The following is a 23309-nucleotide window of genomic DNA, read 5'->3' on the forward strand; positions in this document are numbered from 1 at the left end:
TTTGTCTGGCCATTCTTGCGGGCCTTAGTGGGGATGTCTCCCCTACGCACGGTCTCTTGAAAACGGAACAGGGGCGCGGATTGAACCGCGCCCCTGCCGGGCCCTTCTTAGCGGAAGGGAGGAGCGTACATCAGACCGCCTTGGGTCCACTGAGCGTTCAGGCCACGGGCCAGACCGATCGGGGTCTGCTCGCCGATGGTCGCGGCGAAGATTTCGCCGTAGTTGCCGTTGGCCTTGATGGCTTTGACGGCCCAGTCCTTGTCGAGGCCGATCATCGCGCCGAGGTCACCCTCGGTGCCGAGCAGGCGGTTGACTTCCGGGTTGTCGGTGCCTTTGGCCAGCTCGTCGATATTCGCCGAGGTCACGCCGTATTCTTCAGCGCCGATCAGCGCGAAGACGGTCCAGCGGACGATGTCGGTCCACTGATCGTCGCCCTGACGGACGGCCGGAGCCAGCGGCTCTTTCGAGATGATTTCCGGCAGGATCACGTAGTCGGAAGGGTTCGCGAAAGCGGCGCGGGTGGCTGCGAGGCCCGACGCGTCGGTGGTGTAGGCGTCACAAGCGCCGGCGAGGAACTGCTGTTCGCCCTCGGCGTTCGAATCAACCGTGATCGGCTGATAGGACATGTTGTTGGCCTTGAAGTAGTCGGCGAGGTTCAGCTCGGTCGTGGTGCCGGTCTGGATACAGATCGACGCACCGTCGAGTTCCTTGGCCGAGGTCACGCCCGAATCCTTGCGGACCATGAAGCCCTGACCGTCGTAGTAGTTGGTCGCGGTGAACTGGAGCTTCAGGTCGGTGTCGCGCGAGAAGGTCCAGGTGGTGTTGCGTGCGAGCAGGTCCACTTCGCCCGAACCGAGCGCGGTGAAGCGCGTCTGGCCCGAGGTGGGGACGTATTTAACCTTCGAGGGGTCGCCCAGCACAGCGGCGGCGACGGCCTGGCAGACCGCGACGTCGAAGCCGGACCAGTTACCGTTGGCATCCGGCGCGGCGAAGCCCACGAGACCGGTGTTCACGCCGCAGATCAGCTCTCCGCGCGATTTCACGTCATCGAGCGTGGCCGCGCCAGCCAGACCGGCAGTCAGCGTCGCAGCCGTCAGCGCGCCGAAAAAGACGGATTTCTTCATTTTTACCTCTTCCTGTTGTCGCCGCTCTGACAGAGCGGTTCTTGGTCCCTCACGGACCTGGTCGATCGTGTCTCCATGACACGGAGTAACGAAAGTTTGGTCCATCCGATCAAAGAAGGTCAAGGCTAGTTTCCGGAATTCGTGAGGGCCCCTGCGTAAATCGTCAGCAAGTGATGATGCTTTTGGCAGGTCAATAAGCGGCGTGAGAATCCGCGGCGGTCACCTTTCGGTGAGCGTCCAGATTCGAGCCGCGTCACACAACGCCTCGCGCTTGTGTGCGGCGATCTCCGCCGCCTCTTCGTCATCGCCCCATTGAGCGATTTGCCAGTCCTCGTCGAGCCGCGAAATTTCCCATGCTTCCTCGGCCGAGAGCCTGCCGCGGGTGACGGCCAGCCCCAGCACGAGGGAGCCCGTGATGCCCACGAGATCATGCAGCGCCGCCAGCGCGAAGGGGTCGAGGTTTGCCACCTCCGTCTCCAGGCGCGCCAGATGGTCGGCAGGCTGATCGACCGGAAGAATTCCCGTCGTGACCTTCAGCTCCGCGCCATAGGTTTGCGCCGCCCATTCCAGCAGCGGGTCCCATTTCGCGGCCTGAAGCTCGACCAGTTCCGTCGGAGCCTCGGCACGGTAGCACAGAAGATCGGTGCCGCCGAATTCGCAGACATGGGTGACGACCTCGGGATGCTGATGCGCCACCTTGTCGATCGCCGCATTGGCAGAGCGGGTGACCGGCATCGTATGGGGCTGGATCGCGCCGTCCTGCGCGTCCCATTCCGCCGCGATAGCCTCGGCATAGGCGCGCGTCGGCACGGTCAGCGCGGCTTTTGCCGGCGTCTTCACCGCACGCCCGTCCAGCGCCACGCCGAACCCCTCGGGGTGCTCGGTGACGGTGGTTTCCGTCCAGAACCGCTTGGCCGCCCATTCGCTCATGCACTCATCTCCCACAGATCCAGAAGTGTCGTTTCCAGCCCGTCGAAATCATCGACCATCTGATGCGCGCCCGCGGCCTCCAGAGCAGCGGGGGCGTGGTAGCCCCAGCGCACGCCGATGGTCGCGACGCCCGCGCTGCGGCCCATCTCGATATCGAAACTGGTATCGCCGATCATCACCGCGTCGCGCGCGTCCACGCCCGCCTCGCTCAACGCCGCGCCGATCATCGACGGGTGCGGCTTCGAGGGGTGATCGTCGGCGGTCTGTTGGCTGACGAAGAGCCCGTCCAGACCGTGATACTCGATCAGTGCCCGCAGTCCGCGGCGGGATTTACCCGTAGCGACCGCCAGAAGCATGTCATCGCGCGCGGCGAGCTTTCGCAGCAGCGCCTCTGCCCCGGGATAGAGCGGCGCGGGCGAGGCCGCGCGGGCGGTCTTGTAGCTTTGCTTGTAGCCCTCGACGATGCGCGCCTGCGTCTCGGCATCGTGCTCCGGCGCAAGCCGCGCCACCGCGAGCGGCAGCGACAGGCCGACGATCTGCAACACGGCGGAGGCCGACGGGGCTGGCAGACCCGCCGCCTCGAACCCGATCGTCATCGCATGGGTGATGTGGTTCTGGCTATCCGAGATCGTGCCATCGACGTCGAAGATCGCGAGCTTCATTTCAGATCCTCGAACGGGTCGGCCGGCACGTCTTTCTCGTGCCAATCCAGCAGGTCCCAGGTCCGCTTCATGTGCTCGGGCAGCGGCGCGGTCAGCGTGATACGCTTGCCACTGATCGGATGGTCGAAGCTGATCTGACGGGCATGCAGGTGAAGCTTGCGGGAAATCTCGCCGCCCAGTTGCGCGCCCCAGCCGTCGCCCATGTTTTCTTGGCTCGAGCCGCCATATTTGCCGTCGCCGATGATCGGGCTGCCGATCTCGGCCATATGCGCGCGCAGCTGGTGGGTGCGCCCGGTGATCGGCACCAGCGCGACCCAGCTGACCCGCTGACCGAGGATGTGCAGCGTGAAGTAATCGGTCGTGGCGCGCTTGGCGCCCTCGGTCTTGTCGACCTTGGCGGGATGGATGCAGATCATCTTCTCGCCTTCGCCGCCGCGCCCGTGACCCGGCGCTTTCACGAGACCGAAGCGGATCGTGCCGGTCTTCGGTTCGGGCGCGCCTGCGACGGCCGCCCAATAGATCTTGCGCGTGGTCTTGCCGCGGAACGCCTCGGACAGGCGGCGCGCGACGCGGTCGGTGCGCGCGAGCAGCAGAACGCCGGAGGTGTCCTTGTCGAGGCGATGGACCAGCTTCGGCTTGTCCTTGTAGCCGAATGTCAGCGCCTCGCTCAGCCCGTCGACATGGCGATTGCCCTGCCCCGAGCCGCCCTGCGAGGGCAGCCCCGGCGGCTTGTTGAGCGCGATGATATGCTCGTCCTTCCAGAGCACGCAGCTCTGGATGAATTTCGCATCCTCCTCCGAGATACCCTCGGTCCTCGGCGCGGGCGCGGAATCCGGGATCGGCGGCACCCGGATTTCCTGCCCCGGCGCGACGCGCGAATTGGCCTTCACCCGACCCTTGTCCACGCGCAGATCGCCTTTGCGGCAGAACTTTTCGATCATGCCCTGAGACAGATGCGGGAAACGCTTTTTCAGGAACCGGTCGAGGCGCTGTTCGCCCTCGTCCTCGGTGACGGTGATATGCTGGACGCCGCTCATAGCATGGCCCTCATCAATAGAATGCCAGCGACGAGTCCCAGAAGCCCCGCGCCGACCGACAGTCCGATATAGCTGACTGCCAATGTGACATCGCCTTTCTCGATCAAGCGATATGCTTCGAGCGAGAAAGAGGAGAATGTGGTGAAGCCCCCGAGAAAGCCCGTCGCGAGAAAGGCGTTCCAATGGGTCAGCTGCTTGTCACCGAGGAACACCACGAGCGCGCCCATCAGGAACGAGCCGAGGATGTTCACCGTGATGACGCCCAGCGGGAACGGCTGCGCGCCGAAGCTGCGCATCATCCCGACGCCGACGAGGTAACGCCCCGATGCGCCCATCGCGCCGCCAAGCGCGACCTGCAAAATCGTAGAAAGCATCGCTGTCTCCTTTGGCGCCCTAAGAGCGTTCACAGGCCTGAATGTCAAGATTTGCGCTGTTCACGCAGCTTGGCAAACCAGTCGACCCGCTTTTTCAACTCGCGCTCGAAGCCACGCTCGACCGGCTGATAGAGGACCGGGCGCTTCATCGTGTCGGGGAAGTAGTTCTGCCCCGAGAAGCCGTCCTCTGCGTCGTGGTCATAGGCATAGCCCGCGCCATAACCCTGTTCGGACATCAGTTTGGTCGGGGCGTTGAGGATATGTTTGGGCGGCGGCTCCGATCCGGTCTTCTGCGCCTGCGCCCGCGCGCCCTTATAGGCGACGTAACCTGCGTTGGATTTCGGCGCGAGCGCGAGGTAGATCACCGTCTGCGCCAAAGCCAGTTCCCCCTCGGGCGAGCCGATCCGCTCGTAGATTTCCCAAGCGTGCAGCGCATGGGTCTGGGCCTGCGGGTCGGCCAGCCCGATATCCTCGACCGCCATGCGCACGAAGCGCCGCGCGAGATAGCGCGGGTCCTCGCCGCCCTCCAGCATCCGCGCGAACCAATAGAGCGCGGCATCCGGGTCCGAACCGCGCACGGATTTATGGAGCGCCGAAATCAGGTTGTAATGCTCATCGCCGGATTTGTCGTATTTCGCTGCGCGGCGCATCAGCCGGGTCGATAGCGCGTCGGTGTCGAGCGTGCCGGTGACTTTCCACGCCGCCACCTGCTCTATCAGGTTGAGAAGCGCACGCCCGTCCCCGTCGGCCATTTCCAGCAGCGCCTCGCGCGCCTTGCCGGTCAGCGGCAGTGGACGATCGAGCGCCTTCTCGGCGCGTTGCGCAAGGCGTTCGAGATCGGCGAGGTCGAGCCGCTCGAGCACCATGACCTGCGCCCGGCTGAGCACAGCGGCGTTCAGCTCGAAGCTCGGGTTCTCGGTGGTGGCGCCCACCAGCATGATCGTGCCGTCTTCCATATGCGGCAGGAAGCTGTCCTGCTGCGCCTTGTTGAAGCGGTGGATCTCGTCGACGAAGAGGAGCGTTCCCCTGCCCTGCCCGCGCCGCAGCTTGGCGGCCTCAAAGACTTTGCGCAGTTCCGGCACGCCGGTGAAGATCGCGGAAATCTGGACGAAGGCGCGATCGGAGGCATCGGCCAGCAGTCGTGCGATGGTGGTCTTGCCGACACCCGGCGGCCCCCAGAGGATCAGAGATCCGAGCGAGCCTGCAGCCAGCATTGCCCCCAAGGGCCCATCGGGACCGAGTACCTGTTCCTGACCGATCACCTCACCCAGAGTTTTCGGGCGGATGCGATCAGCGAGCGGGCGCGGCGCTTCGGGCGCAGGCGCATTGGGGTCGGGGGGCGTGTCGAATAGGTCGGCCATGATGGCGTGAACCTAGTGTCTCGGTCCGCCAACGAAAAGCCCCCGCGCGTGTGGGGCGCACGGGGGCTCTAATCTTTCCCATCCCTTTAATGAAGGTTTTGGGAAAAGTTCATCGATACGACCTGGTTCTTGATCCCGTCGATCTCCAGCACCGGTCCCATCGCAGTCATATCCACGCCAACCCGACCCGCCCAACGCGGCCAATTCGCGTTCAGAAGGGTAAGGGCGGAACTTGCGCCAAGCTCACGCGCCGAATTGCCGATTTCCTGCACGAGACGCGCATGAACCTTGCGGCGCATCGCCATCGGGACGTCATGGGACACGAAGAGGCGCGAGCTTTCCCAGACGGTCTCGCTGACCGGAGCTTCGTCATAGAGAAGATTGGACGGGATCGTCGCGAGCAGCCCCCGCTGCGCATCGCGGATCATGTAGCTATAGATCCCGCAGGTCGTCGTCGTGGGCGTCAGACGGTTGCCTGCCAGCACCTTGCCCAGCTCGTCATGGACGACCACCCAGCGGCTCGCCGGGGTGTCATACTGGTCATATTCCATGCCCATCGCTTCTGGGAGATCCCATTTATTCTGGACAATGAAGAGCTCGCGCCTGGCGCGCAGCATGTTTGCGAAAAGCTCACCGTGATTATGAAAATTGGTGAACGAAAGCGTAGTGGTCTGCATGTCTTCCTCCTGCAGGTTAGTCACAGTACAGCCGTGCGGAGGGTCAACAACACTATAACAGGCGGAAATCCTTTGCGCGCTGAATAGCTTCGGCGGTCGTCCGAGCCATCAGTCTTGCGCGCGCAGAATTCAGCCGCGCCTTGAGCGCGCTTTCCGAAATTCCAAGTTTCGCGGCCGCCGCCGCGTGTCGGTCACCCCCAGCAACACAGCGCAGGGCTTCGATCTGAGCTCTCGTGAGTTCCTCAGGCGGTTGAGTCATGTCGTGCAATTCGCGCACGATAAGCTCAAAGGTCTCGATCTCGGGTAGGTCGAATTCCCGATCATCGCGCGCCATGCTTGCGATAGTACGGGACCGGATCGGGCCGCATGAGACTGTCGCCCCGTAGATCAGACCATAGTGTTTGGCCTCATCGAAGAGACGGAAAGGATCGGGTAACCGCGGGTCGCTCCACCGGATTGAGCCGGTCTCGCTAAACCCCCAAGCAGTCATAGGGTCACGGAGCACATAGCCGTTTGCGGTATAATGATCGAGCCAGGCTTTGTCGTAAGTCTGGAACGTCATCAAAGGCGCCGTAAAACGAATATGCAGTCCAACAAAATAACCGCTTGGAGCTAAACGATCCAAGTCACGAAGTTTCAAATCGATTCTGCTCTGTATCGACATATCTTTTTAGACAGTTTGGAATTAACCCGGTCAACTTAAAAGTGTTCGCGCCGTGCGGAGTTCGCTCCGACAGTGACATTACGTCCCTACCCGCCCACGCGCTTACACTCGCGAATGCGCATCATCTGCGCAATAACCTTTTGCGTGAGAAATGCGGGAAAATGCAGGCGGAAATAAGAAAATCCCGCCTAATAGGCGGGATTTCGCAATTCTCATTGATTTCGCAGGGAAATCGGTCGCGAGGATCAATCCTCGGCAGCCTCTTCGGCTTCGACGCGTGCCTTATCTGCCGCACCTTTTGCGTCCAGATCGCGCTCGACGAATTCGATGATCGCCATCGGAGCCATGTCGCCGTAACGGAAACCGGCTTTCATAATGCGAACGTAGCCGCCCTGACGGTCCTTGTAGCGCGGGCCGAGGATGTCGAAGAGTTTCGCGACATACTGGTCCTGCTTGAGCTGCGAGGCCGCCTGACGGCGTGCGTGCAGATCGCCGCGCTTGGCGAGCGTGATCAGCTTCTCGATGACCGGGCGCAGTTCTTTCGCCTTCGGCAAGGTCGTCTTGATCTGCTCGTGCTCGATCAGCGAGCCAGCCATGTTGGCGAAGAGCGCCTTGCGGTGCTCATGGGTACGGTTGAGGCGGCGGTAGCCACGTGCGTGACGCATTGTCTATCTCCAATCTTGCGTTTTGCTTTGTCAGGCCAGCGATGCGTGTCACCGGCTCACCTTGGGGTCTTGTGACCCAGATCGTCCCCGGCAGCCCGGGCATTGGAGGGGCGTTTAGCCAACGCCCCTCAATTCGTCAATCAGAACTGGTCTTCGAAACGCTTGGCCAGATCTTCGATGTTCTCCGGCGGCCAATCTTCGACTTCCATCCCGAGATGCAGGCCCATGCCCGAGAGCACTTCCTTGATCTCGTTCAGCGACTTGCGGCCGAAGTTCGGGGTGCGGAGCATCTCGGCTTCGGTCTTCTGGATCAAGTCGCCGATATAGACGATGTTGTCGTTTTTCAGGCAGTTCGCCGAACGCACGGACAGTTCCAGCTCGTCCACTTTCTTCAGCAGAAGCGGGTTGAACTCGAGACCGTCGTCCTGGTCCTGCTTGCCAGCCGATTCCGGCTCTTCGAAGTTCACGAAGATCGACAGCTGGTCCTGCAGGATGCGAGCAGCGAAAGCCACCGCGTCCTCGGCCGAGAGCGAACCGTCGGTCTCAACCTTCATGGTCAGCTTGTCATAGTCCAGAACCTGACCTTCACGGGTCGGCTGCACTTCGTAGGCAACTTTCTTCACCGGCGAATAGATCGCGTCGACCGGGATCAGGCCGATCGGCGCATCCTCGGGACGGTTCTTGTCGGCAGCGACGTAGCCCTTGCCGGTATTCACGGTCAATTCCATAAACAGGTCGGCACCATCGTCGAGGTGGCAGATCACGTGATCCTTGTTCAGGACCTCGATGCCCGCGGTCTCGGTGATGTCGCCAGCGGTCACGACGCCCGGGCCCTTGGCCGAGATCGAGAGGCGCTTCGGACCTTCAACGTCCATACGCAGAGCCACGCCCTTGAGGTTCAGGACGATGTCGGTGACGTCTTCACGAACGCCTGCGACCGAGGAGAACTCGTGCAGCACGTTGTCGATCTGTACGCTGGTGATCGCGGCGCCCTGAAGCGACGAGAGCAGCACGCGGCGCAGTGCGTTGCCGAGCGTCAGGCCAAAGCCACGCTCGAGCGGTTCAGCGACGATCGTCGCCTGACGCAGCGGGTCGTTGCCGGGCTTGATTTCAAGCTGCGTCGGCTTGATGAGTTCAGCCCAATTCTTGTGGATCATGCGTTTGCCTCCATACCTGTCCCAGACCCATGCCCAAAGTCGGGGACGCCCGAGGATAAAACCGAAAAATGCGGGCGGGCCGCACGGGAAATCCGCACGGCCCGACCGTCGTAATCTTGATTAGACGCGGCGACGCTTCGGCGGGCGGCAGCCGTTATGGGCGATCGGGGTCACGTCACGGATCGAGGTGACGGTCAGACCGACCGCAGCCAGCGCGCGCAGCGCCGATTCACGACCCGAACCGGGGCCTTGAACTTCGACGTCCACGGTGCGCAGACCGTGATCCTGAGCCTTCTTGGCCGCATCTTCTGCAGCCATCTGAGCGGCGTAGGGGGTCGACTTACGCGAACCCTTGAAGCCCATCGTGCCAGCCGACGACCACGAGATCGCGTTGCCCTGCACGTCAGAGATCAGGATTTTGGTGTTGTTGAACGAGGAGTTCACATGAACGACGCCAGCGGCGATGTTCTTGCGTTCCTTGCGCTTAGCGCGAACCTTATCACGAGCCATTTGTCCTGCCTCCCCTTACTTCTTCTTGCCAGCGATGGGTTTCGCCGGACCTTTGCGCGTACGCGCATTCGTATGGGTGCGCTGACCGCGCACGGGCAGGTTGCGACGGTGACGCAGGCCACGGTAGCAGCCGAGATCCATCAGGCGCTTGACGTTCATCTGAACTTCACGGCGCAGGTCGCCCTCGACGGTGTAATTGGCGTCGATATGTTCGCGGATGGCGAGCACTTCGGAATCCGAAAGCTCGTTGACGCGGCGGGTCACGTCGACACCGGTTGCTTCGCAGATCTGCTTAGCCGAGTGAGGACCGATCCCGGTGATGTAGGTAAGTGCGATCGGGACGCGTTTCCCGGTCGGAATGTTGACGCCAGCAATACGTGCCAAAGCGTGTATCCTTTCGTTGCGAGCCCGTAACCCCAGGCCCTTTTTTCACAACACGAGGCCCGAAACTGGCGCTTCGGACCCCACGATTAACTCCCTCGAGAATCTTCCCTTCTCGGAAACGATTCCCGTCGGAGACGCCGTGACCTAGAGGTAAACGCCCTCCGGGTCAAGGCTTCATTTACGATTACTCTTGCTGATCGAGAATTCGAGCGATCGACGTCGCCACGGTCTCGATTTCGGCCAGCCCGTCGATCGTGAAAAGATCGCCCGCGTGGTAGTAGTAGCCGATCAGCGGAGAGGTCTTCTTGTAATACTCCATCAACCGGGTGCGCAGGCTGTCTTCGTTGTCGTCCGCGCGGCGCTTCACGTCGGTGCTGCCGCACTTTTCGCATTTGCCGTCTGCGGGCCAAGGCTTGGTCTGGTCGTGATAGACCTCGCCGCAGCCGCCGCAGGTCGAGCGACCGGTGATGCGGGCGACGAGCGCTTCGTCATCCACCTGCATCTCGATCACCGCGTCGAGCTTGGTGCCCATCTTGGCGAGCAGCTTGCCCAGAGCGTCGGCCTGCCCCAGCGTGCGCGGGAAGCCGTCGAAGATGAAGCCCTCGCCACCGGCGGCGAGCTTTTCCTCGATCAGACCGATGACGATCTCGTCGGTCACGAGCTGGCCCTTGGCCATGACATCGGCGACGAGATTGCCCATCTCGGTGCCCGAGTCCTTCGCTTCACGCAGCATGTCGCCGGTGGAGAGTTGGACCATGCCGCGCTCTTCGACGAGACGGCGGGCCTGGGTGCCCTTGCCCGCGCCGGGCGGGCCGAGAAGAATGATATTTGCCATGTCGGCTCCCCCTGAAAACGCTTGGCGGATTTAGCGGCGCGCGGGCGGCTTGCGCGGCCCCTTCTTCTTCTTGCCCGAACGGCCGCGAAGCTGCGAGCGCTCGATCAGACCCTCGTATTGGTGGGCCAGAAGATGCGACTGAATTTGGTTGATGGTGTCCATCGACACGGTGACCACGATTAGAACCGAGGTGCCGCCGAAGTAGAACGGGATGGACAGCTGCGAACGCAGGATCTCGGGCAGAAGGCAGACCGCGGCGAGATAGGCGGAACCGATCACGAGAACGCGGCTGACGACGTAGTCGAGATATTCCTCGGTCTTCTTGCCGGGACGGATGCCGGGCACGAAGCCGCCTTGGCTCTTCAGGTTATCCGCGACCTCGTCCGATTTGAACGACACGTTCGCGGTGTAGAAGTAGGCGAAGAACACGATCATCGCGACGTAGAACAACAGATACAGCGGCTGACCCGGGCCGAAATAGGCGAGGATCGTCGACATCACCGGACCGGTATTCTGGCCCGAGAAGGTCGCAATGGTGGTCGGCAGCAGCAGCAGCGACGAGGCGAAGATCGCAGGGATGACGCCCGCCGGGTTCACCTTGATCGGCAGGTGGCTGGAGCCGCCGTCATAGACCTTCATCCCCACCTGGCGGCGCGGATACTGGATATGGATCTTGCGCAGGGCGCGCTCCATGAAGACGACGAAGGTAATCACGATCGCGATCATCAGGATCACCCCGAGGATCACCGGGGTGGAGATCGCACCGGCGCGGCCCTGCTCGAGGAAGCGGGCGAGAGCCGCCGGGATTTCCGCGACGATACCGACGAAGATGATGAGCGAGATGCCGTTGCCGATGCCGCGTGCGGTGATCTGCTCACCCAGCCACATCAGGAACATGGTGCCGCCGACGAGCGTGATGACCACGGCAGCGACGAAGAACAGGCCCGGATCATGCGCCAGATCGCCCTTCTCGAGCGATACGGCCAGACCCCATGCCTGGAAGGTCGCCAGAGCCACGGTCGCATAGCGCGTGATCTGGTTGATCTTCTTGCGGCCCTGCTCGCCTTCCTTCTTCATCTGCTCGAGTGCGGGCACCAGAGCGGTCAGAAGCTGGATGATGATCGAGGCCGAGATGTAGGGCATGATGCCGAGCGCGAAGACGCCCATCCGGCCGAGCGCACCGCCCGTGAACATCGACAACACGCCGCCGAGGCCAGAGCCCGCGCTTTGCATGAATTCGCGCAGTGCCTGCGCGTCGATGCCCGGAACCGGAATATAGGTCCCGAGGCGGTAGATGATCAGCAAACCAATGGTGAAGAAGATGCGCTGGCGCAGCTCGGTGGCTTTGCCCAGGGCGTCCCAGCTGAGGTTCGCCGCCATTTGCTCTGCAGCAGATGCCATATGCTCGTCTCTTTCATGTAAAGCGCCGCCCAACCGGTTCCCGGTCGGCGGCGCCTAGAAAACCTTCGCCTATGTAATCGGGCCGGAGCCCGCTCACAACAGCTTATTCAGCGGCCTGCGCCACCGTGACCGAGCCGCCAGCCTTCTCGACAGCCTCAACGGCCGATTTCGAAGCGCCGGTGACCTTCAGAGCCACTTTCGACTTGATGTCGCCCTTGGCGAGAACACGCACGCCATCGAGCTTGCGGCGCACAACACCGGCCGCGACCAGCGCGTCTTCGGTGATGTCCGACTTCGCGTCGAGCTTGCCGGCTTCGATGAATTTCTCGATCTGGCCGAGGTTCACGACGTTGAACTTCTTCGCGTTCGGCTTGGTGAAGCCACGCTTCGGCAGACGACGATAGAGCGGCATCTGGCCGCCTTCGTAACCGTTCAGGGCCACACCCGAACGCGACTTCTGACCTTTGATACCACGGCCAGCCATCTTGCCTTTGCCCGAGCCGGGACCGCGGGCGACGCGTTTTTTCTTCTGGGCCGCGCCTTCGTTGTCGCGCAGTTCATTGAGTTTCATATCGCTTCTCCTTGCCGGAACACCTTCCCGAAGCGAGTGCGGAAGGGACACGGCTTTTCGTGTTGATTCTGATGCGGCCGTCGGGCCACCGGGGGCGTATAGTGCGTTTGCCCCTCGCACGCAACTCCCGCGTTTTCGCGCAATCGGGGCGGTGTCGCGGCCAGCGCGCGCCCTGCCCCACCGGGCCGGTCGCCCGAAGGTCACGCACCTCGGGCGTGGTATGGCGCCTCCGATCTCTCGCCGCCCCATCACGATGCCGCGATGAGCCAGCCGCAGGTCTATATAGACGCCAAAGCGCCGGCCAGCGAGCCCGAGCAGACGAAGCTGTCCGCACGGCCGGGGCCTTCTCTTATCCCGTGCGGCGCTTGACCTTCCCGCCCCCCGCTCGCTACTGCACAGACAGCATTGGCGAGGGACTTTCATGACGCGCATCCTGATCACCGGCACCGCAGGTTTCATCGGCTACCATCTGGCGAAGCTGCTGCTCGACGAGGGCTATCGGGTGCATGGCTATGACGGGATGACCGACTATTATGATGTCGCCCTGAAACAGCGCCGCCACGCGATGCTGCTGCAGAACCCGAATTTCTCCGCGACCGAGGGGATGCTCGAAGATCTCGAGACGTTCGACGCGATGGCGGATGAGTTCGAACCGGAGATCATCGTCCATCTCGCAGCGCAGGCGGGCGTGCGCTACAGCCTCGAGCAGCCCCGCGCTTATATCGACGCCAACATCGTCGGCACCTTCAACGTGATGGAGGCCGCGCGCCGCCACGAGGTACAGCACCTGCTGATGGCTTCGACCTCCTCGGTCTATGGCGCGAACGAGGACATGCCCTATGCCGAGACCGACAAGGCCGACACGCAGCTGACTATCTACGCGGCGACGAAGAAGGCGACCGAGTCGATGGGCCATTCCTATGCTCATCTGTGGAACCTACCGACGACGATGTTCCGCTTCTTCACGGTCTACGGGCCGTGGGGCCGTCCCGACATGGCGCTGTTCAAGTTCACCGATGCGATCCTGAACGACCGTCCGATCGACATCTACAATCACGGCGAGATGTATCGCGACTTCACCTATGTCGAAGATCTCGTGCGCGGCATCCGCCTGCTGATCGACGCAGCCCCCGAGCGCCCGGCGTCGCGTGACGAGATCGCCGAGGGCGACAGCCTCTCGCCCGTGGCCCCCTATCGGATCGTCAATATCGGCAATTCCGACAAGGTGAAGCTGCTGGATTTCGTCGATGCGCTGGAGGCCGAGCTGGGTCGCCCCGCAAAGCGCAATTACATGGAGATGCAGAAAGGCGACGTGCCCGCGACCTGGGCCGATGCCTCGCTTCTGCAGTCCCTCACCGGCTATCGCCCGCAGACCGATGTGCGCGAGGGGATCGCGAAATTTGTGGCGTGGTTCCGCGACTATTACGGGAAATAACCTCTCCTCCCCTTGCCGCAGCGCAGCAATCGCCTAAGTCACGGGGCTGATACCCGGCGCTACACCTATTTTCGGAGACTACCCATGACGCTCGAACCCCGCCACGCGCGGGCCGTGATCCTGTCGCTGGCCCTTGGCACTTTCGGTATCGGCGTGATCGAATTTGCGTCCATGGGGCTGCTGCCCTATTACGCGGCCGATTTCGGTATCTCCGAGGCGCGGGCGGGTCATGCGATTTCGGCCTATGCGCTTGGCGTTGTGATCGGCGCGCCGCTTCTGGCGGTGATCGGCGCGAAAATCCCGCGCAAGCAGTTCCTGATCGGGTTGATGGGCTTCTATGCGGTGGCGAACCTGCTGGCCGGGTTCGCGCCGAACATGGATAGCTTCATGGCAGCGCGTTTCGCCTCCGGCCTGCCGCATGGCGCCTATTTCGGGATGGCGATGCTGTTCGCCGCCGATCTGATGCCCGTGGGCAAACGCGCGCAGGGCATTGCGATGGTGATCACTGGGCTGACCATCGCGAACATCGTGGGCGTGCCGCTCGCAGGTGCGATCGGGCAGAATTTCGGCTGGCGCTGGGGCTTTGCCATCGTCGCGGTGATCTGCGCGGCCTCCGCATTGATGATCGCGCGCGTCGCCCCCGCGACGCCGCGCGACCCGAATGCCAGCCCGATGCGCGAACTGGGCGCGCTGGCCAATCGTTCGGTCTGGCTGACGCTGCTGGTCGGCTCCATCGGCTTCGGCGGTATCTTCGCGGTTTATTCCTACCTGTCGGCGGCGATGATCGACACGCAGGCGGGCCCCGCCTGGACGATCCCCGTGGCGCTTTCCGCCTTTGGCGTGGGCGGCACTCTGGGCAACTGGATTTCGGGCAAGCTGTCGGATTGGTCGCGCTTCGGCGCAGGCGTGATCCTGCTTTGCGGGATGATCGTGATGTCGATCCTCTACACCTTCACGATCGGCAACTGGGTCGCGATGTCGGTGGCGATGATCGCACTCGGGTCGACCGCCGGGATGGTGATCCCGATGCAGATGCGTCTGATGGAGGTCGCGGGCGAGGCCCAGACACTCGCCGCCGCCCTCAACCACGCGGCTTTCAACCTCGCCAATGCGATCGGGCCGTTCCTTGCCGGGATCGCGCTTGCGAACGGCTATGGCTGGACGGCTACCGGCTATGTCGGCGCGGGGTTGGCGGCGGCGGGGCTCGTCTTCCTCGCCATCGCATGGCTCGATAGCCGCCGCCCCGCCGCCGTTCCCGCTTAGGCCTTCTCGATGCGGACCGGGACGCCCTTCGAGCCGGGCGTCTTCGACAGCTCGTCATTGAGCCCCACCGGCACCAGCACGTTGCATTCCGGGTAATAGCCCCCGACCGTGCCGCGCGGCAGCTCGAAGGTGATGACGCTCAGCCCGGTCTTGCGGCGCGCGATCCCGTCATCCATGTCGCCATGGACCACGACCGGATCGCCGTGCTCGAGCCCGAGATCGGCCATGTCGATCTTGTTCATCAACAGCACGTCGCGCGTCCCTTCGATGCCGCGGAACCGGTCCGAATAGCCGTAGATCGTGGTGTTGAACTGGTCGTTCGAGCGCATGGTGATCATCCGGAAACGGCCCGGCTTGTCCTCGAACCCAAGCGCGTTGAGCTTAGACGGCGTGGTGAATTCCAGCTTGCCGCTTTCTGTCTTCCAGATGCGATCATGCGCCGGGTTGCCGCGCCAGAAGCCGCCGGGCTCGTTCATCCGCTCGTTGAAGCCGCGGAAGTCGTCCGGGTAGGTCGCCTCGATCAGATCGCGGACGACGGAATAATCCTTCACCCATTCGTCCCATTGCAGCTTCGGGTTCGGCGCGCAGGCCGCTTTCGCAATGCCGCAGGTGATCGCCAATTCGGATTTCAGCTTGTCCGAGGCGGGCGTGCTTTTGCCAAGCGAGCCGTGGATTTTCGAGAAACTGTCCTCGACCGAGACATATTGATTGCCGCTCTCCTGCTCGTCCCTCTCGGACCGGCTCAGGCAGGGCAGAATATAGGCCACCTTGCCCGGATAGAGATGCGAGCGGTTGAGCTTGGTCGAGATCATCACCGTCAGCTTCTGCTTCGGCCAAGCCTCTTCGATCCGCTCGCTATCGGGCAGCGCGCGCACGAGGTTACCGCCAAGCGAGAACATGGCCGAAACCTTGCCCTCCATCATCGCCTGCGCCGCATCGACGATGTGGAAGCCGTCTTCCTGCGGCGGCTCGAAGCCGTAAAGCTCGCGGAGCTTGTCCATCGGGATCAGCTTTGCCTTCTCGGCAATGCCAACGGTTCGCTGGCCCTGCACGTTGGAGTGTCCGCGCACCGGGCAACAGCCCGCGCCCTTGCGACCGATATTGCCGCGCAGCGCGAGGAAGTTCACCAGCATCCCGATATTGGTCGCGCCATGGGCGTGCTGGGTCAGCCCCATCCCATAGACGCCGATGACCTTCTCGGCGTGGATATAGACATCGGCCGCCTGACGCAGTTCGGCCTCGGAAAGCCCGCATTCCTCGGTGATCTTGTCCCACGGTGTCGTGCGGCAGAAGGTCAGGAACCCGTCATAATTGACCGCGTGTTCCTTCAGGAAGTCCCAGTCGATGATCGCCGAGCGGCCCTGTGCCTGCGCTTTTTCGTCCTCTTCGATGACCGCCTTGCATAGGCCGGTCAGCGCCGCGATGTCCGAGCCAGCTTTGAGTTGGTGATACTGGTCGGAAATCTTGGTCTCGCGGCCCGTCGCCATATCGTAGAGGTTCTGCGGATCGACGAAGCTGACGAGCCCCTGCTCTTTCACCGGGTTGAAGGTGACGATCTTCGCGCCCCGATCCTTCGCCGCCTTCAGTGGATGCAGGAAGCGTGGCGAGTTGGTGCCGGGGTTCTGTCCGAAGAAGAAGTAGCAATCGGTCTCTTCGAGGTCTTCCCAAAGCACCGTGCCCACCGACGAGCCGATCACCTTCTTCAGGCCGACCGACGTCGTCTCGTGACACATATTCGAACTTTGCGGCAGGTTGTTGTTGCCATAGGCGCGGGCCATCAGCGCCCAGAGATAGCTGGCCTCCAGACCCGCATGGCCCGATGAGTAGAACACGACTTCCTTCTTCGGCAGACCTTTCAGGATCGACCCGATCTCGGAAAAGGCCTCGTCCCAGCTCACCTCGACATAGCGATCGGTGGCGCGATCAAAGCGCATCGGCGCAGTCAGACGGCCGGTCTTTTCCAGCTCATGATCGGACCAGTCCATCAGGTCCGAGACCGTGTGATCGTCCCAGAACTCGGGCGTGTGGCGCGACTTGGTCATCTCCCACAGCGTCGCCTTCGCCCCGTTCTCGCAGAATTCGAACGGGTGGTAATTGGCGGGTTTCGGGAAAGCACAGGACGAGCACATGAGACCGCCCGGTTTGTTCTGACGCTCCAGCTCGCGCAGCACATCCGGCGAGGGCCAGGAGTCGCCAAAGACCCGGGCAATGCCCCGCATCGAGCCCCAACCACCGGAGGGGCCGCTTTCTTCGGGTAGTTTATCAAGCTTGTCAGACATGGCGCGTCGCTCCTCCGGGGTCGATCCGCGCATATGAAATTGCGCGCGCCCCGAGGGGCGCGCGCAGGCCAGCCGACCGGCTGAAGACCGCAGAGGGAAAGGCTCTGCTTATGATGCGCGGGATGTTGGTCACATCGTTCCAACCCTGCCTGCGCCCGGTCGGTTCCAGCCGTCCCGTAGTCTCACTCAGTAGTGATGCTCATGCTCCGATGTCTTGCCGCGGAACACCCAATAGGCATAGGCCGTATAGGCGAAAATGATCGGCAGGAAGATCGCCGCACCGACCAGAATGAAGCCCTGCGACATTGCCGTGGTCGACGCCTCGCGGATCGTGATCGAGGCGGGCACGATATAGGGGAAGATCGAAAGGCCGAGCCCCGCGAAACACAGGACGAAGATCGCGATACCGGACAGGTAGGCGACCACGCCTCGATCCGAGCGGATCGCGGTCCAGTAGCCGAAGCCCGCCACCATCAGCAAAAGCGGCACCACGGCGCTCCAGATGACGCCCGGCCACTGGAACCAGCGGTGATAATATTCGGGATGCAGGAATGGCGTCGCGAGCGAGGCGAGAGCGATAAACCCGAGTGTCACGATCAGCGACACCTGCCCGACGCGCCGCGCGAGATCATAGAGCCCGTGCGAGGTCTTGATGACGAGCCAGGCCGAGCCCAGCATCACATAGCCCGCGACCAGCGCCAGCGCCGTGCCGAGCGAGAACCAGCTGACCCAGTCGAACGGGCCGCCGGTGAAGGTACGGTCGGTCACTTCGGGGCCGCGCAGCAGCCCGCCGAGGATCGCGCCCTGCGCCAGCGTCGCGATCAGCGAGCCGCCGAAGAACGCCTTGTCCCAGAGCTTCTGCCAGCGCCGGGTCTTGCCGCGAAACTCGAAGGCCACGCCACGAAAGGCGAGCGAGAGCAGCATGATGATGATCGGAACGTAAAGCGCGTTCAGGATGATCCCGTAAGCCAGCGGGAAGACGGCGAGCAGACCGCCGCCCCCCATCACCAACCATGTCTCGTTACCGTCCCAGACCGGCGCGACCGAATTCATCGCGCGGGTGCGGTTCTCCTCAGAGCCGAGGAAGGGAAAGAGGATGCCGATGCCGAGGTCGAACCCGTCGAGCACCACATAGGTCAGGATCGCGAAGGCGATGATCGCGGCCCAGATGTCGGGCAGATAATGGGCGAAGCCGCTCATACGTGGGCCTCCTCTTTCTCGGTCGTCACATCATTGGCGAGCATCGCGCCCGCCACGCCGCCGGCGCGCTGCGGCGTGTTCTCCACCGGCTCCGCCGACTCCGGCCCGCGCCGCATCAGTCGCAGCAGGTAGAAGGTGCCCGAGCCGAACAGGAAGGCATAAACGACCACGAAGCCGATCAGCGCCGCCCAGGCTGCGCCATGGCTGAGGTTAGACACCGACTCCGCCGTCGTGAAATGGCCATAGACCGTATAGGGCTGGCGGCCGAATTCGGTGGTGAACCAGCCCATGATGATCGCGAGGAACCCTCCCGGCGCGAAGACCAGCGCCACTTTGTGGAACAGCCCCGGCTCGTGCAGGCGCTTGCGCCACATCAGCCAGCCGCCCCAAAGCCCGATCGCGGCGAAGGCAAAGCCGAGCCCCACCATGATCCGGAAGGTGAAGAAGACGATCGTCATCGGCGGGCGTTCATCGGCCGGGAAGTCCCCGAGGCCGGGCACTTCGCCGTCGAGCGAGTGCGTCAGGATCAGCGAGGACGCATAGGGCACCTCGATCTTGTAATCGGTGCGCTCCTGGCTCGGGTTCGGGATGCCGAACAGGATCAGGCCTGCGCCCTTACTGGTCTCCCAATGGCCTTCCATCGCCGCGATCTTGGCGGGCTGGTGTTCGAGCGTGTTGAGCCCGTGCTGGTCGCCTGCGAAAATCTGGATCGGCGCGGTCACGAGGATCATCGCCACCGCCATGCGGAACATCGTACGCACCGCGTCATCCGCCGTGCCCTTGATGTGATGCCAAGCCCCGACCCCAGCCACGACGAGCGCCGTGGTCAGGTAGGCCGCCAGCACCATGTGCACGAAGCGATAGGGCAGCGAGGGATTGAAGATCACCTCCCACCAGTTCTGCGGGATGAATTGGCCGACATCGTTCATCGCGAAGCCTGCGGGCGTCTGCATCCAGCTGTTCACGGAGAGGATCCAGAAGGCCGAGAGCAACGTACCGAAGGCCACCATCGTCACGGCGAACATGTAGATCCACTTGTTCACCCGGTTGCGCCCGAAGAGCATGATCCCGAGGAAGCCCGCCTCGAGGAAGAAGGCGGTCATAACCTCGTAGCCCATCAGCGGCCCGATCACCGGTCCCGCCTTGTCAGAGAAATGCGCGAAATTCAGGCCGAACTCATAAGACATCACGACGCCCGAGACGACGCCCATCCCGAAGACCACCGCGAAGATGTGTTTCCAGAACTCGAAGATCCTCAGGAAGACCTCCTTGCCGGTAATCATCCGCAGGGCTTCCAGCACCATCAGGTAACTTGCCGTCCCGATGGAGAAGGCTGGAAAGACGATATGCGCCGAGACGACGAAGGCGAATTGCGCCCGCGCCAGATCGAGTGTCGGTATGTCGAAAATGCTCATGGCCGTCCGCGTTTCTGCACGTTGCGTGATAAGAACTAGACTTGCCCAAGGATACGGCAACCGCCGGAACGTGGTTCTAAGCCCAACTGGGACGGGTTGTCGCAGCCAAAGAAAAAAGCCCGCACGGAGATCCGCACGGGCTTCATCAGTTCAATGTCGCTTATTTCAGGCGACTTGTTTGAGGGCGCTTTCTTCCGGGATGAACTCCTCATGGAGCGCCTTGATAACGGGTTTCAGATCACCGCGTTCGAGCACGAACTGCACATCGACATTGCGCGGACCTTGGGTCGCGCCGAGGCTTTCCATGCCGTCCTTGGCGATTGCCTGCAGACCCCGGGTCAGAACCGAGAGGCCCTTCAGGTCACGCCCGATGACCGAAGCCATCGAGAGCATCCGCGCCGAGATTTCCGCCGACGGGTAGATTTCGCAGAGGTCCTTCTCGACCTTCTGGAGCACTTCGATCGGCGCGTCGACATAGTGGGTGATCGTGTTCGCGTTCGACGCTTTCGACACGATGCGCACGCCATGACGCGTCAGCACTTCGAGGATCTTGGCGTCGTAACCCTTCACGCCGACCATGTCCTGCTCGAACACTTCCAGCGCGATGATATCGAGCCCGGTCACCATCTCGACCGCCGCTTCCTTGGCAGGCTTGTCGTCGATCAGCGTACCCGGATCGCCCGGGTCGAACGCGTTGGTGACGCGCAGCGGAACATCCGCCTGGCGCAGGGTCTTGGCGGCTTTCGGGTGGATCGCCTCCATGCCCATGTTCGACATCTGGTCGGCCACGTCATAGTTCGTGTGACCCAGCTTGCGCACCTTGCCTTCGCCCACCAGCTTCGGGTCGGCAGAGGACAGGTGGAATTCCTTGTGGATGATCGCCTCGCGCGCGCCGGTGAGGGCTGCGAGCTTGGAGAAGGTCACCTCGGAATAGCCACGGTCGAATTCCCGCATCAGGCCTTCGGCGCATTGCGCATAGCCCGTCACGATCGGCATCTCGGTCGCGGGGTCGACATCCTTCATCGCCCCCATGATCCGGCCTTCGAGGTCGTGATCGGTCTCGTCGCGCCAACCGGAGAGGTCGACGAGACGTGCGTTCACGCCGTTGCGCTGCAGCAGGAGCGTGGTGACGAAAGCGGAATGCGCCTCGCCCAGACCCGACAGCAGCTCGCGGATCTGCAGCATATGCTGCGAGAGGCGGAAGTGCCCGTAGGAGCACAGGCGCTGCAGGTCGATCAGGCAATTGCGCGCGCCTTCGATACGCTCACGCACGAATTCGGTGGCCTGCGCGATGTCGCCCGGATGCGTCAGCACGCTCTCATGAGCTTCGACCATCGCCGACGAGACGCGGCTCAGCGCCTCGTGCCAGCCATGTTCGCTATCGGCCTTGGCGAATTGCGCATAGACGCCCGCCTCGCCCGACTTCTTATGTTCGAGCAGCAGATTGGTGATGCCACCAAACGCAGAGACGACGAAAATGCGGTTGTAAAGATCGGCGCCCTTGCGGTCTCCGATGAACAGCGTGTCGAGCAACTCGTCCACGCGGCTCATCGAGGTGCCGCCAATCTTTTCGACTGTGTGATTCTGGTGGGTCAATTTGGCCCCCTTACGAATTTTCCAGTTCTTCGGCCGGCGCATACGAGCCGTCCTCACGGTGAACCTCGTTACCGGTCACCGGCGGGTTGAAGCAGCAAGCCATGACGAGGTCTTCGTCACCTGCGACCAGACGATGGTGGTCGTTCAGGTTCAGCGCATACATGACACCCGGCTTGATTTCGTGGCGCGTGCCGTTGTCGAGCTCGGTGATGTGGCCGTTGCCCGAGATGCAGTAGACGCTCTCGAAATGGTGCTTGTAGTGGAACGTGTGGTCCGAACCTGCCTTCAGCGTGGTGATGTGGAAGCTGAAGCCCATCTTGTCGTCGGCGAGCAGCATGCGCACGCTGCTCCAATCGGCGTCGGACACGTCGCGGTCGGTGTTTTTAAGCTTGTTGAAATCACGAACGATCATGTGATGTGTCTCCGTATCTGAATTTCTTGGTCGCTGGGTGAGGCAGCGGCGGATTATTCCGCCGCGATGTCCGTGCGCTCGCCCGTCACCTCGGTGGCGGCTTCGCGCAGGATTTCCAGACCCTTGCGGAATTGTTCCATCGGCGTGGTCAGCGGTGCGAGAACTTTCACGACCTGGTCGTCATTGCCCGACGTCTCGATCACGAGACCTTTCTCGAAGCAGCGACCGCAGATCGCCGAAGCCAGTTCGCCGGTGCCGACATCGACACCCTGCATCAGACCACGGCCCTTGAGGAAGGCACCCGGCACGAGATCGGCCACAGCGGCCAGACCTTCACGCAGGACGTCCGATTTCACGGCCAGTTCCTTCTGGAACTTGTCGTCGGCCCAGAACTTCTCGATCGCCACGGTGGCGGTCACGAAGGCATGGGTGTTGCCGCGGAAGGTACCGTTATGCTCGGCCGGGCCGAACACGTCGTAGTCGGGACGCACCAGAACCAGCGCCATCGGCATGCCGAAGCCCGAGATCGACTTCGCCTGGGTCACGACGTCCGGCATCACGTCCATCTCCTCGAAGGAGAAGAAGGTGCCGGTGCGGCCGCAGCCAGCCTGAATGTCGTCGATGATGAACAGCGCACCGTGCTTGCGGGCGACTTGCTCGACGCCTTTCACGAATTCCGGGCTTGCGGCGTTGAGACCGCCCTCGCCCTGAACCGTCTCCAGCATGATCGCCGCCGGAGCGTCGATACCGCCCGAGGCGTCCGAGAGCATCTGGTCGAGCAGCGCGACCGAATCCACACCATCGGCATAGGCGTCGTACGGCATGCGGGTCACGCCATGCGTGTCCATGCCGGCGCCACCGCGGTGGTAACCGTTACCGGTCGCCGCCAGCGCACCCATGGTCACGCCATGGAAGCCGTTGGTGAAGGCAATGATGTTGGTGCGGCCGGTCGCTTTGCGCGCGATCTTCATCGCGGCTTCGACGGCGTTCGCACCGGTCGGGCCGATGAACATCAGCTTATGGTCCATGCCGCGCGGTGCGAGGATATGCTCCTCGAAAGCGCTCAGGAACTTGGCCTTGCTGTCGGTGTGCAGGTCGAGCGCGTGACCCATCTTGTTCTCGGTCAGGTGCTCGATCAGCGCCTGCTTCATGTCCGGGTCGTTATGCCCGTAGTTCAGCGACGAGCAACCGGCGAGGAAGTCGATATAGGTGTTGCCCTCGGCGTCGGTCAGTTCCGAGCCTTGCGCGCTGGTGAAAACGGTATCGAAGCCACGGCAGTAGGAGCGGGCCTCAGATTCGCGTTGGGTAAAGATCGTTTTATCCGTCGAATGAACGGTCATGGGGGACTCCATAGAAT

Annotated in this window: 23 protein-coding genes; 2 read left to right on the top strand and 21 right to left on the bottom strand. The window is 62.5% G+C overall.

From position 1 onward, the window contains the following. Positions 1–107 precede the first annotated feature (107 nt). From BMI91_RS05990 to rplO, 15 genes are all read right to left on the bottom strand, one after another. On the bottom strand, positions 108–1124 hold the full coding sequence (locus BMI91_RS05990) for an amino acid ABC transporter substrate-binding protein (RefSeq protein WP_078521773.1): 1017 nt from the start codon (positions 1122–1124) through the stop codon (positions 108–110). Between the two features lie 219 nt (positions 1125–1343). Next, entirely contained in the window at positions 1344–2054 is a 711-nt protein-coding gene (locus tag BMI91_RS05995) for an ATP12 family chaperone protein (protein ID WP_078604283.1), read from the bottom strand. Continuing rightward, the gene (locus tag BMI91_RS06000; RefSeq protein ID WP_078604284.1) at positions 2051–2716 is read right to left on the bottom strand and encodes an HAD-IA family hydrolase; all 666 of its coding nucleotides are present in this window, start codon (positions 2714–2716) and stop codon (positions 2051–2053) included. The genes BMI91_RS05995 and BMI91_RS06000 overlap by 4 nt, the downstream gene beginning before the upstream one ends. Continuing rightward, positions 2713–3753: an RluA family pseudouridine synthase gene (locus BMI91_RS06005; protein WP_078604285.1), complete on the bottom strand. Its 1041-nt coding sequence runs from the start codon at positions 3751–3753 to the stop codon at positions 2713–2715. The genes BMI91_RS06000 and BMI91_RS06005 overlap by 4 nt, the downstream gene beginning before the upstream one ends. Next, positions 3750–4127: a fluoride efflux transporter CrcB gene (gene crcB / locus BMI91_RS06010; RefSeq protein ID WP_078545316.1), complete on the bottom strand. Its 378-nt coding sequence runs from the start codon at positions 4125–4127 to the stop codon at positions 3750–3752. Before crcB ends, BMI91_RS06005 begins: the two co-directional genes overlap by 4 nt. A 44-nt stretch (positions 4128–4171) precedes the next feature. Continuing rightward, complete coding sequence (locus BMI91_RS06015; protein ID WP_078571386.1) at positions 4172–5488, bottom strand: replication-associated recombination protein A; 1317 nt, start codon at positions 5486–5488, stop codon at positions 4172–4174. An 86-nt stretch (positions 5489–5574) separates the two neighbouring features. After that, a complete protein-coding gene (locus tag BMI91_RS06020; protein WP_078545313.1) occupies positions 5575–6165 on the bottom strand; it encodes an acyl-homoserine-lactone synthase in 591 nt (196 codons plus the stop codon). Positions 6166–6217: 52 nt separating this feature from the next. Further along, positions 6218–6829 carry an autoinducer binding domain-containing protein gene (locus BMI91_RS06025; RefSeq protein ID WP_078521787.1) on the bottom strand — a complete coding sequence of 204 codons (612 nt, stop codon included), beginning with the start codon at positions 6827–6829 and terminating at the stop codon, positions 6218–6220. A gap of 245 nt (positions 6830–7074) precedes the next feature. Further along, entirely contained in the window at positions 7075–7494 is a 420-nt protein-coding gene (rplQ, locus tag BMI91_RS06030; RefSeq protein ID WP_078521789.1) for a 50S ribosomal protein L17, read from the bottom strand. A 140-nt stretch (positions 7495–7634) separates the two neighbouring features. Beyond that, positions 7635–8651, bottom strand: coding sequence for a DNA-directed RNA polymerase subunit alpha (locus tag BMI91_RS06035; RefSeq protein WP_075775948.1), 1017 nt, complete (start codon positions 8649–8651; stop codon positions 7635–7637). Between the two features lie 120 nt (positions 8652–8771). Then, the gene (rpsK, locus tag BMI91_RS06040; protein WP_078521791.1) at positions 8772–9161 is read right to left on the bottom strand and encodes a 30S ribosomal protein S11; all 390 of its coding nucleotides are present in this window, start codon (positions 9159–9161) and stop codon (positions 8772–8774) included. Positions 9162–9176: 15 nt separating this feature from the next. Beyond that, a complete protein-coding gene (gene rpsM / locus BMI91_RS06045) occupies positions 9177–9545 on the bottom strand; it encodes a 30S ribosomal protein S13 (RefSeq protein WP_078521793.1) in 369 nt (122 codons plus the stop codon). Between the two features lie 184 nt (positions 9546–9729). Next, positions 9730–10380, bottom strand: coding sequence for an adenylate kinase (locus BMI91_RS06050; protein ID WP_078521795.1), 651 nt, complete (start codon positions 10378–10380; stop codon positions 9730–9732). Between the two features lie 30 nt (positions 10381–10410). Beyond that, on the bottom strand, positions 10411–11781 hold the full coding sequence (gene secY, locus BMI91_RS06055; protein ID WP_078521797.1) for a preprotein translocase subunit SecY: 1371 nt from the start codon (positions 11779–11781) through the stop codon (positions 10411–10413). 103 nt (positions 11782–11884) lie between these two features. Next, on the bottom strand, positions 11885–12352 hold the full coding sequence (gene rplO, locus BMI91_RS06060) for a 50S ribosomal protein L15 (RefSeq protein ID WP_078545309.1): 468 nt from the start codon (positions 12350–12352) through the stop codon (positions 11885–11887). A 421-nt stretch (positions 12353–12773) separates the two neighbouring features. Between rplO and BMI91_RS06065 the strand changes: the two genes are divergently transcribed. Together BMI91_RS06065 and BMI91_RS06070 are read left to right on the top strand one after the other, a co-directional pair. Further along, positions 12774–13787, top strand: a complete 1014-nt coding sequence (locus BMI91_RS06065; RefSeq protein ID WP_078604286.1) for an NAD-dependent epimerase/dehydratase family protein — start codon at positions 12774–12776, stop codon at positions 13785–13787. A gap of 84 nt (positions 13788–13871) precedes the next feature. After that, complete coding sequence (locus tag BMI91_RS06070; RefSeq protein ID WP_078602049.1) at positions 13872–15050, top strand: MFS transporter; 1179 nt, start codon at positions 13872–13874, stop codon at positions 15048–15050. On the opposite strand, the gene BMI91_RS06075 is transcribed toward BMI91_RS06070, so the two are convergent. From BMI91_RS06075 to ectB, 6 genes are all read right to left on the bottom strand, one after another. Further along, a complete protein-coding gene (locus BMI91_RS06075; RefSeq protein WP_078604287.1) occupies positions 15047–17329 on the bottom strand; it encodes an FdhF/YdeP family oxidoreductase in 2283 nt (760 codons plus the stop codon). The two genes, BMI91_RS06070 and BMI91_RS06075, sit on opposite strands and share 4 nt — an antisense overlap. 186 nt (positions 17330–17515) lie before the next feature. Further along, on the bottom strand, positions 17516–18529 hold the full coding sequence (gene cydB, locus BMI91_RS06080; RefSeq protein ID WP_078604288.1) for a cytochrome d ubiquinol oxidase subunit II: 1014 nt from the start codon (positions 18527–18529) through the stop codon (positions 17516–17518). After that, positions 18526–19944 carry a cytochrome ubiquinol oxidase subunit I gene (locus tag BMI91_RS06085; RefSeq protein ID WP_078604289.1) on the bottom strand — a complete coding sequence of 473 codons (1419 nt, stop codon included), beginning with the start codon at positions 19942–19944 and terminating at the stop codon, positions 18526–18528. Before BMI91_RS06085 ends, cydB begins: the two co-directional genes overlap by 4 nt. A 165-nt stretch (positions 19945–20109) precedes the next feature. Continuing rightward, complete coding sequence (locus tag BMI91_RS06090) at positions 20110–21582, bottom strand: aspartate kinase (RefSeq protein ID WP_078604290.1); 1473 nt, start codon at positions 21580–21582, stop codon at positions 20110–20112. Continuing rightward, a complete protein-coding gene (locus BMI91_RS06095; protein ID WP_078521813.1) occupies positions 21551–21952 on the bottom strand; it encodes an ectoine synthase in 402 nt (133 codons plus the stop codon). The genes BMI91_RS06090 and BMI91_RS06095 overlap by 32 nt, the downstream gene beginning before the upstream one ends. A 53-nt stretch (positions 21953–22005) precedes the next feature. Beyond that, positions 22006–23292: a diaminobutyrate--2-oxoglutarate transaminase gene (ectB, locus tag BMI91_RS06100; protein WP_093476885.1), complete on the bottom strand. Its 1287-nt coding sequence runs from the start codon at positions 23290–23292 to the stop codon at positions 22006–22008. Positions 23293–23309: the final 17 nt, after the last annotated feature.

Origin of the sequence: Thioclava sediminum, from assembly GCF_002020355.1 — a bacterium.
In the GTDB taxonomy this organism is placed as follows: Bacteria; Pseudomonadota; Alphaproteobacteria; order Rhodobacterales; family Rhodobacteraceae; genus Thioclava; species Thioclava sediminum.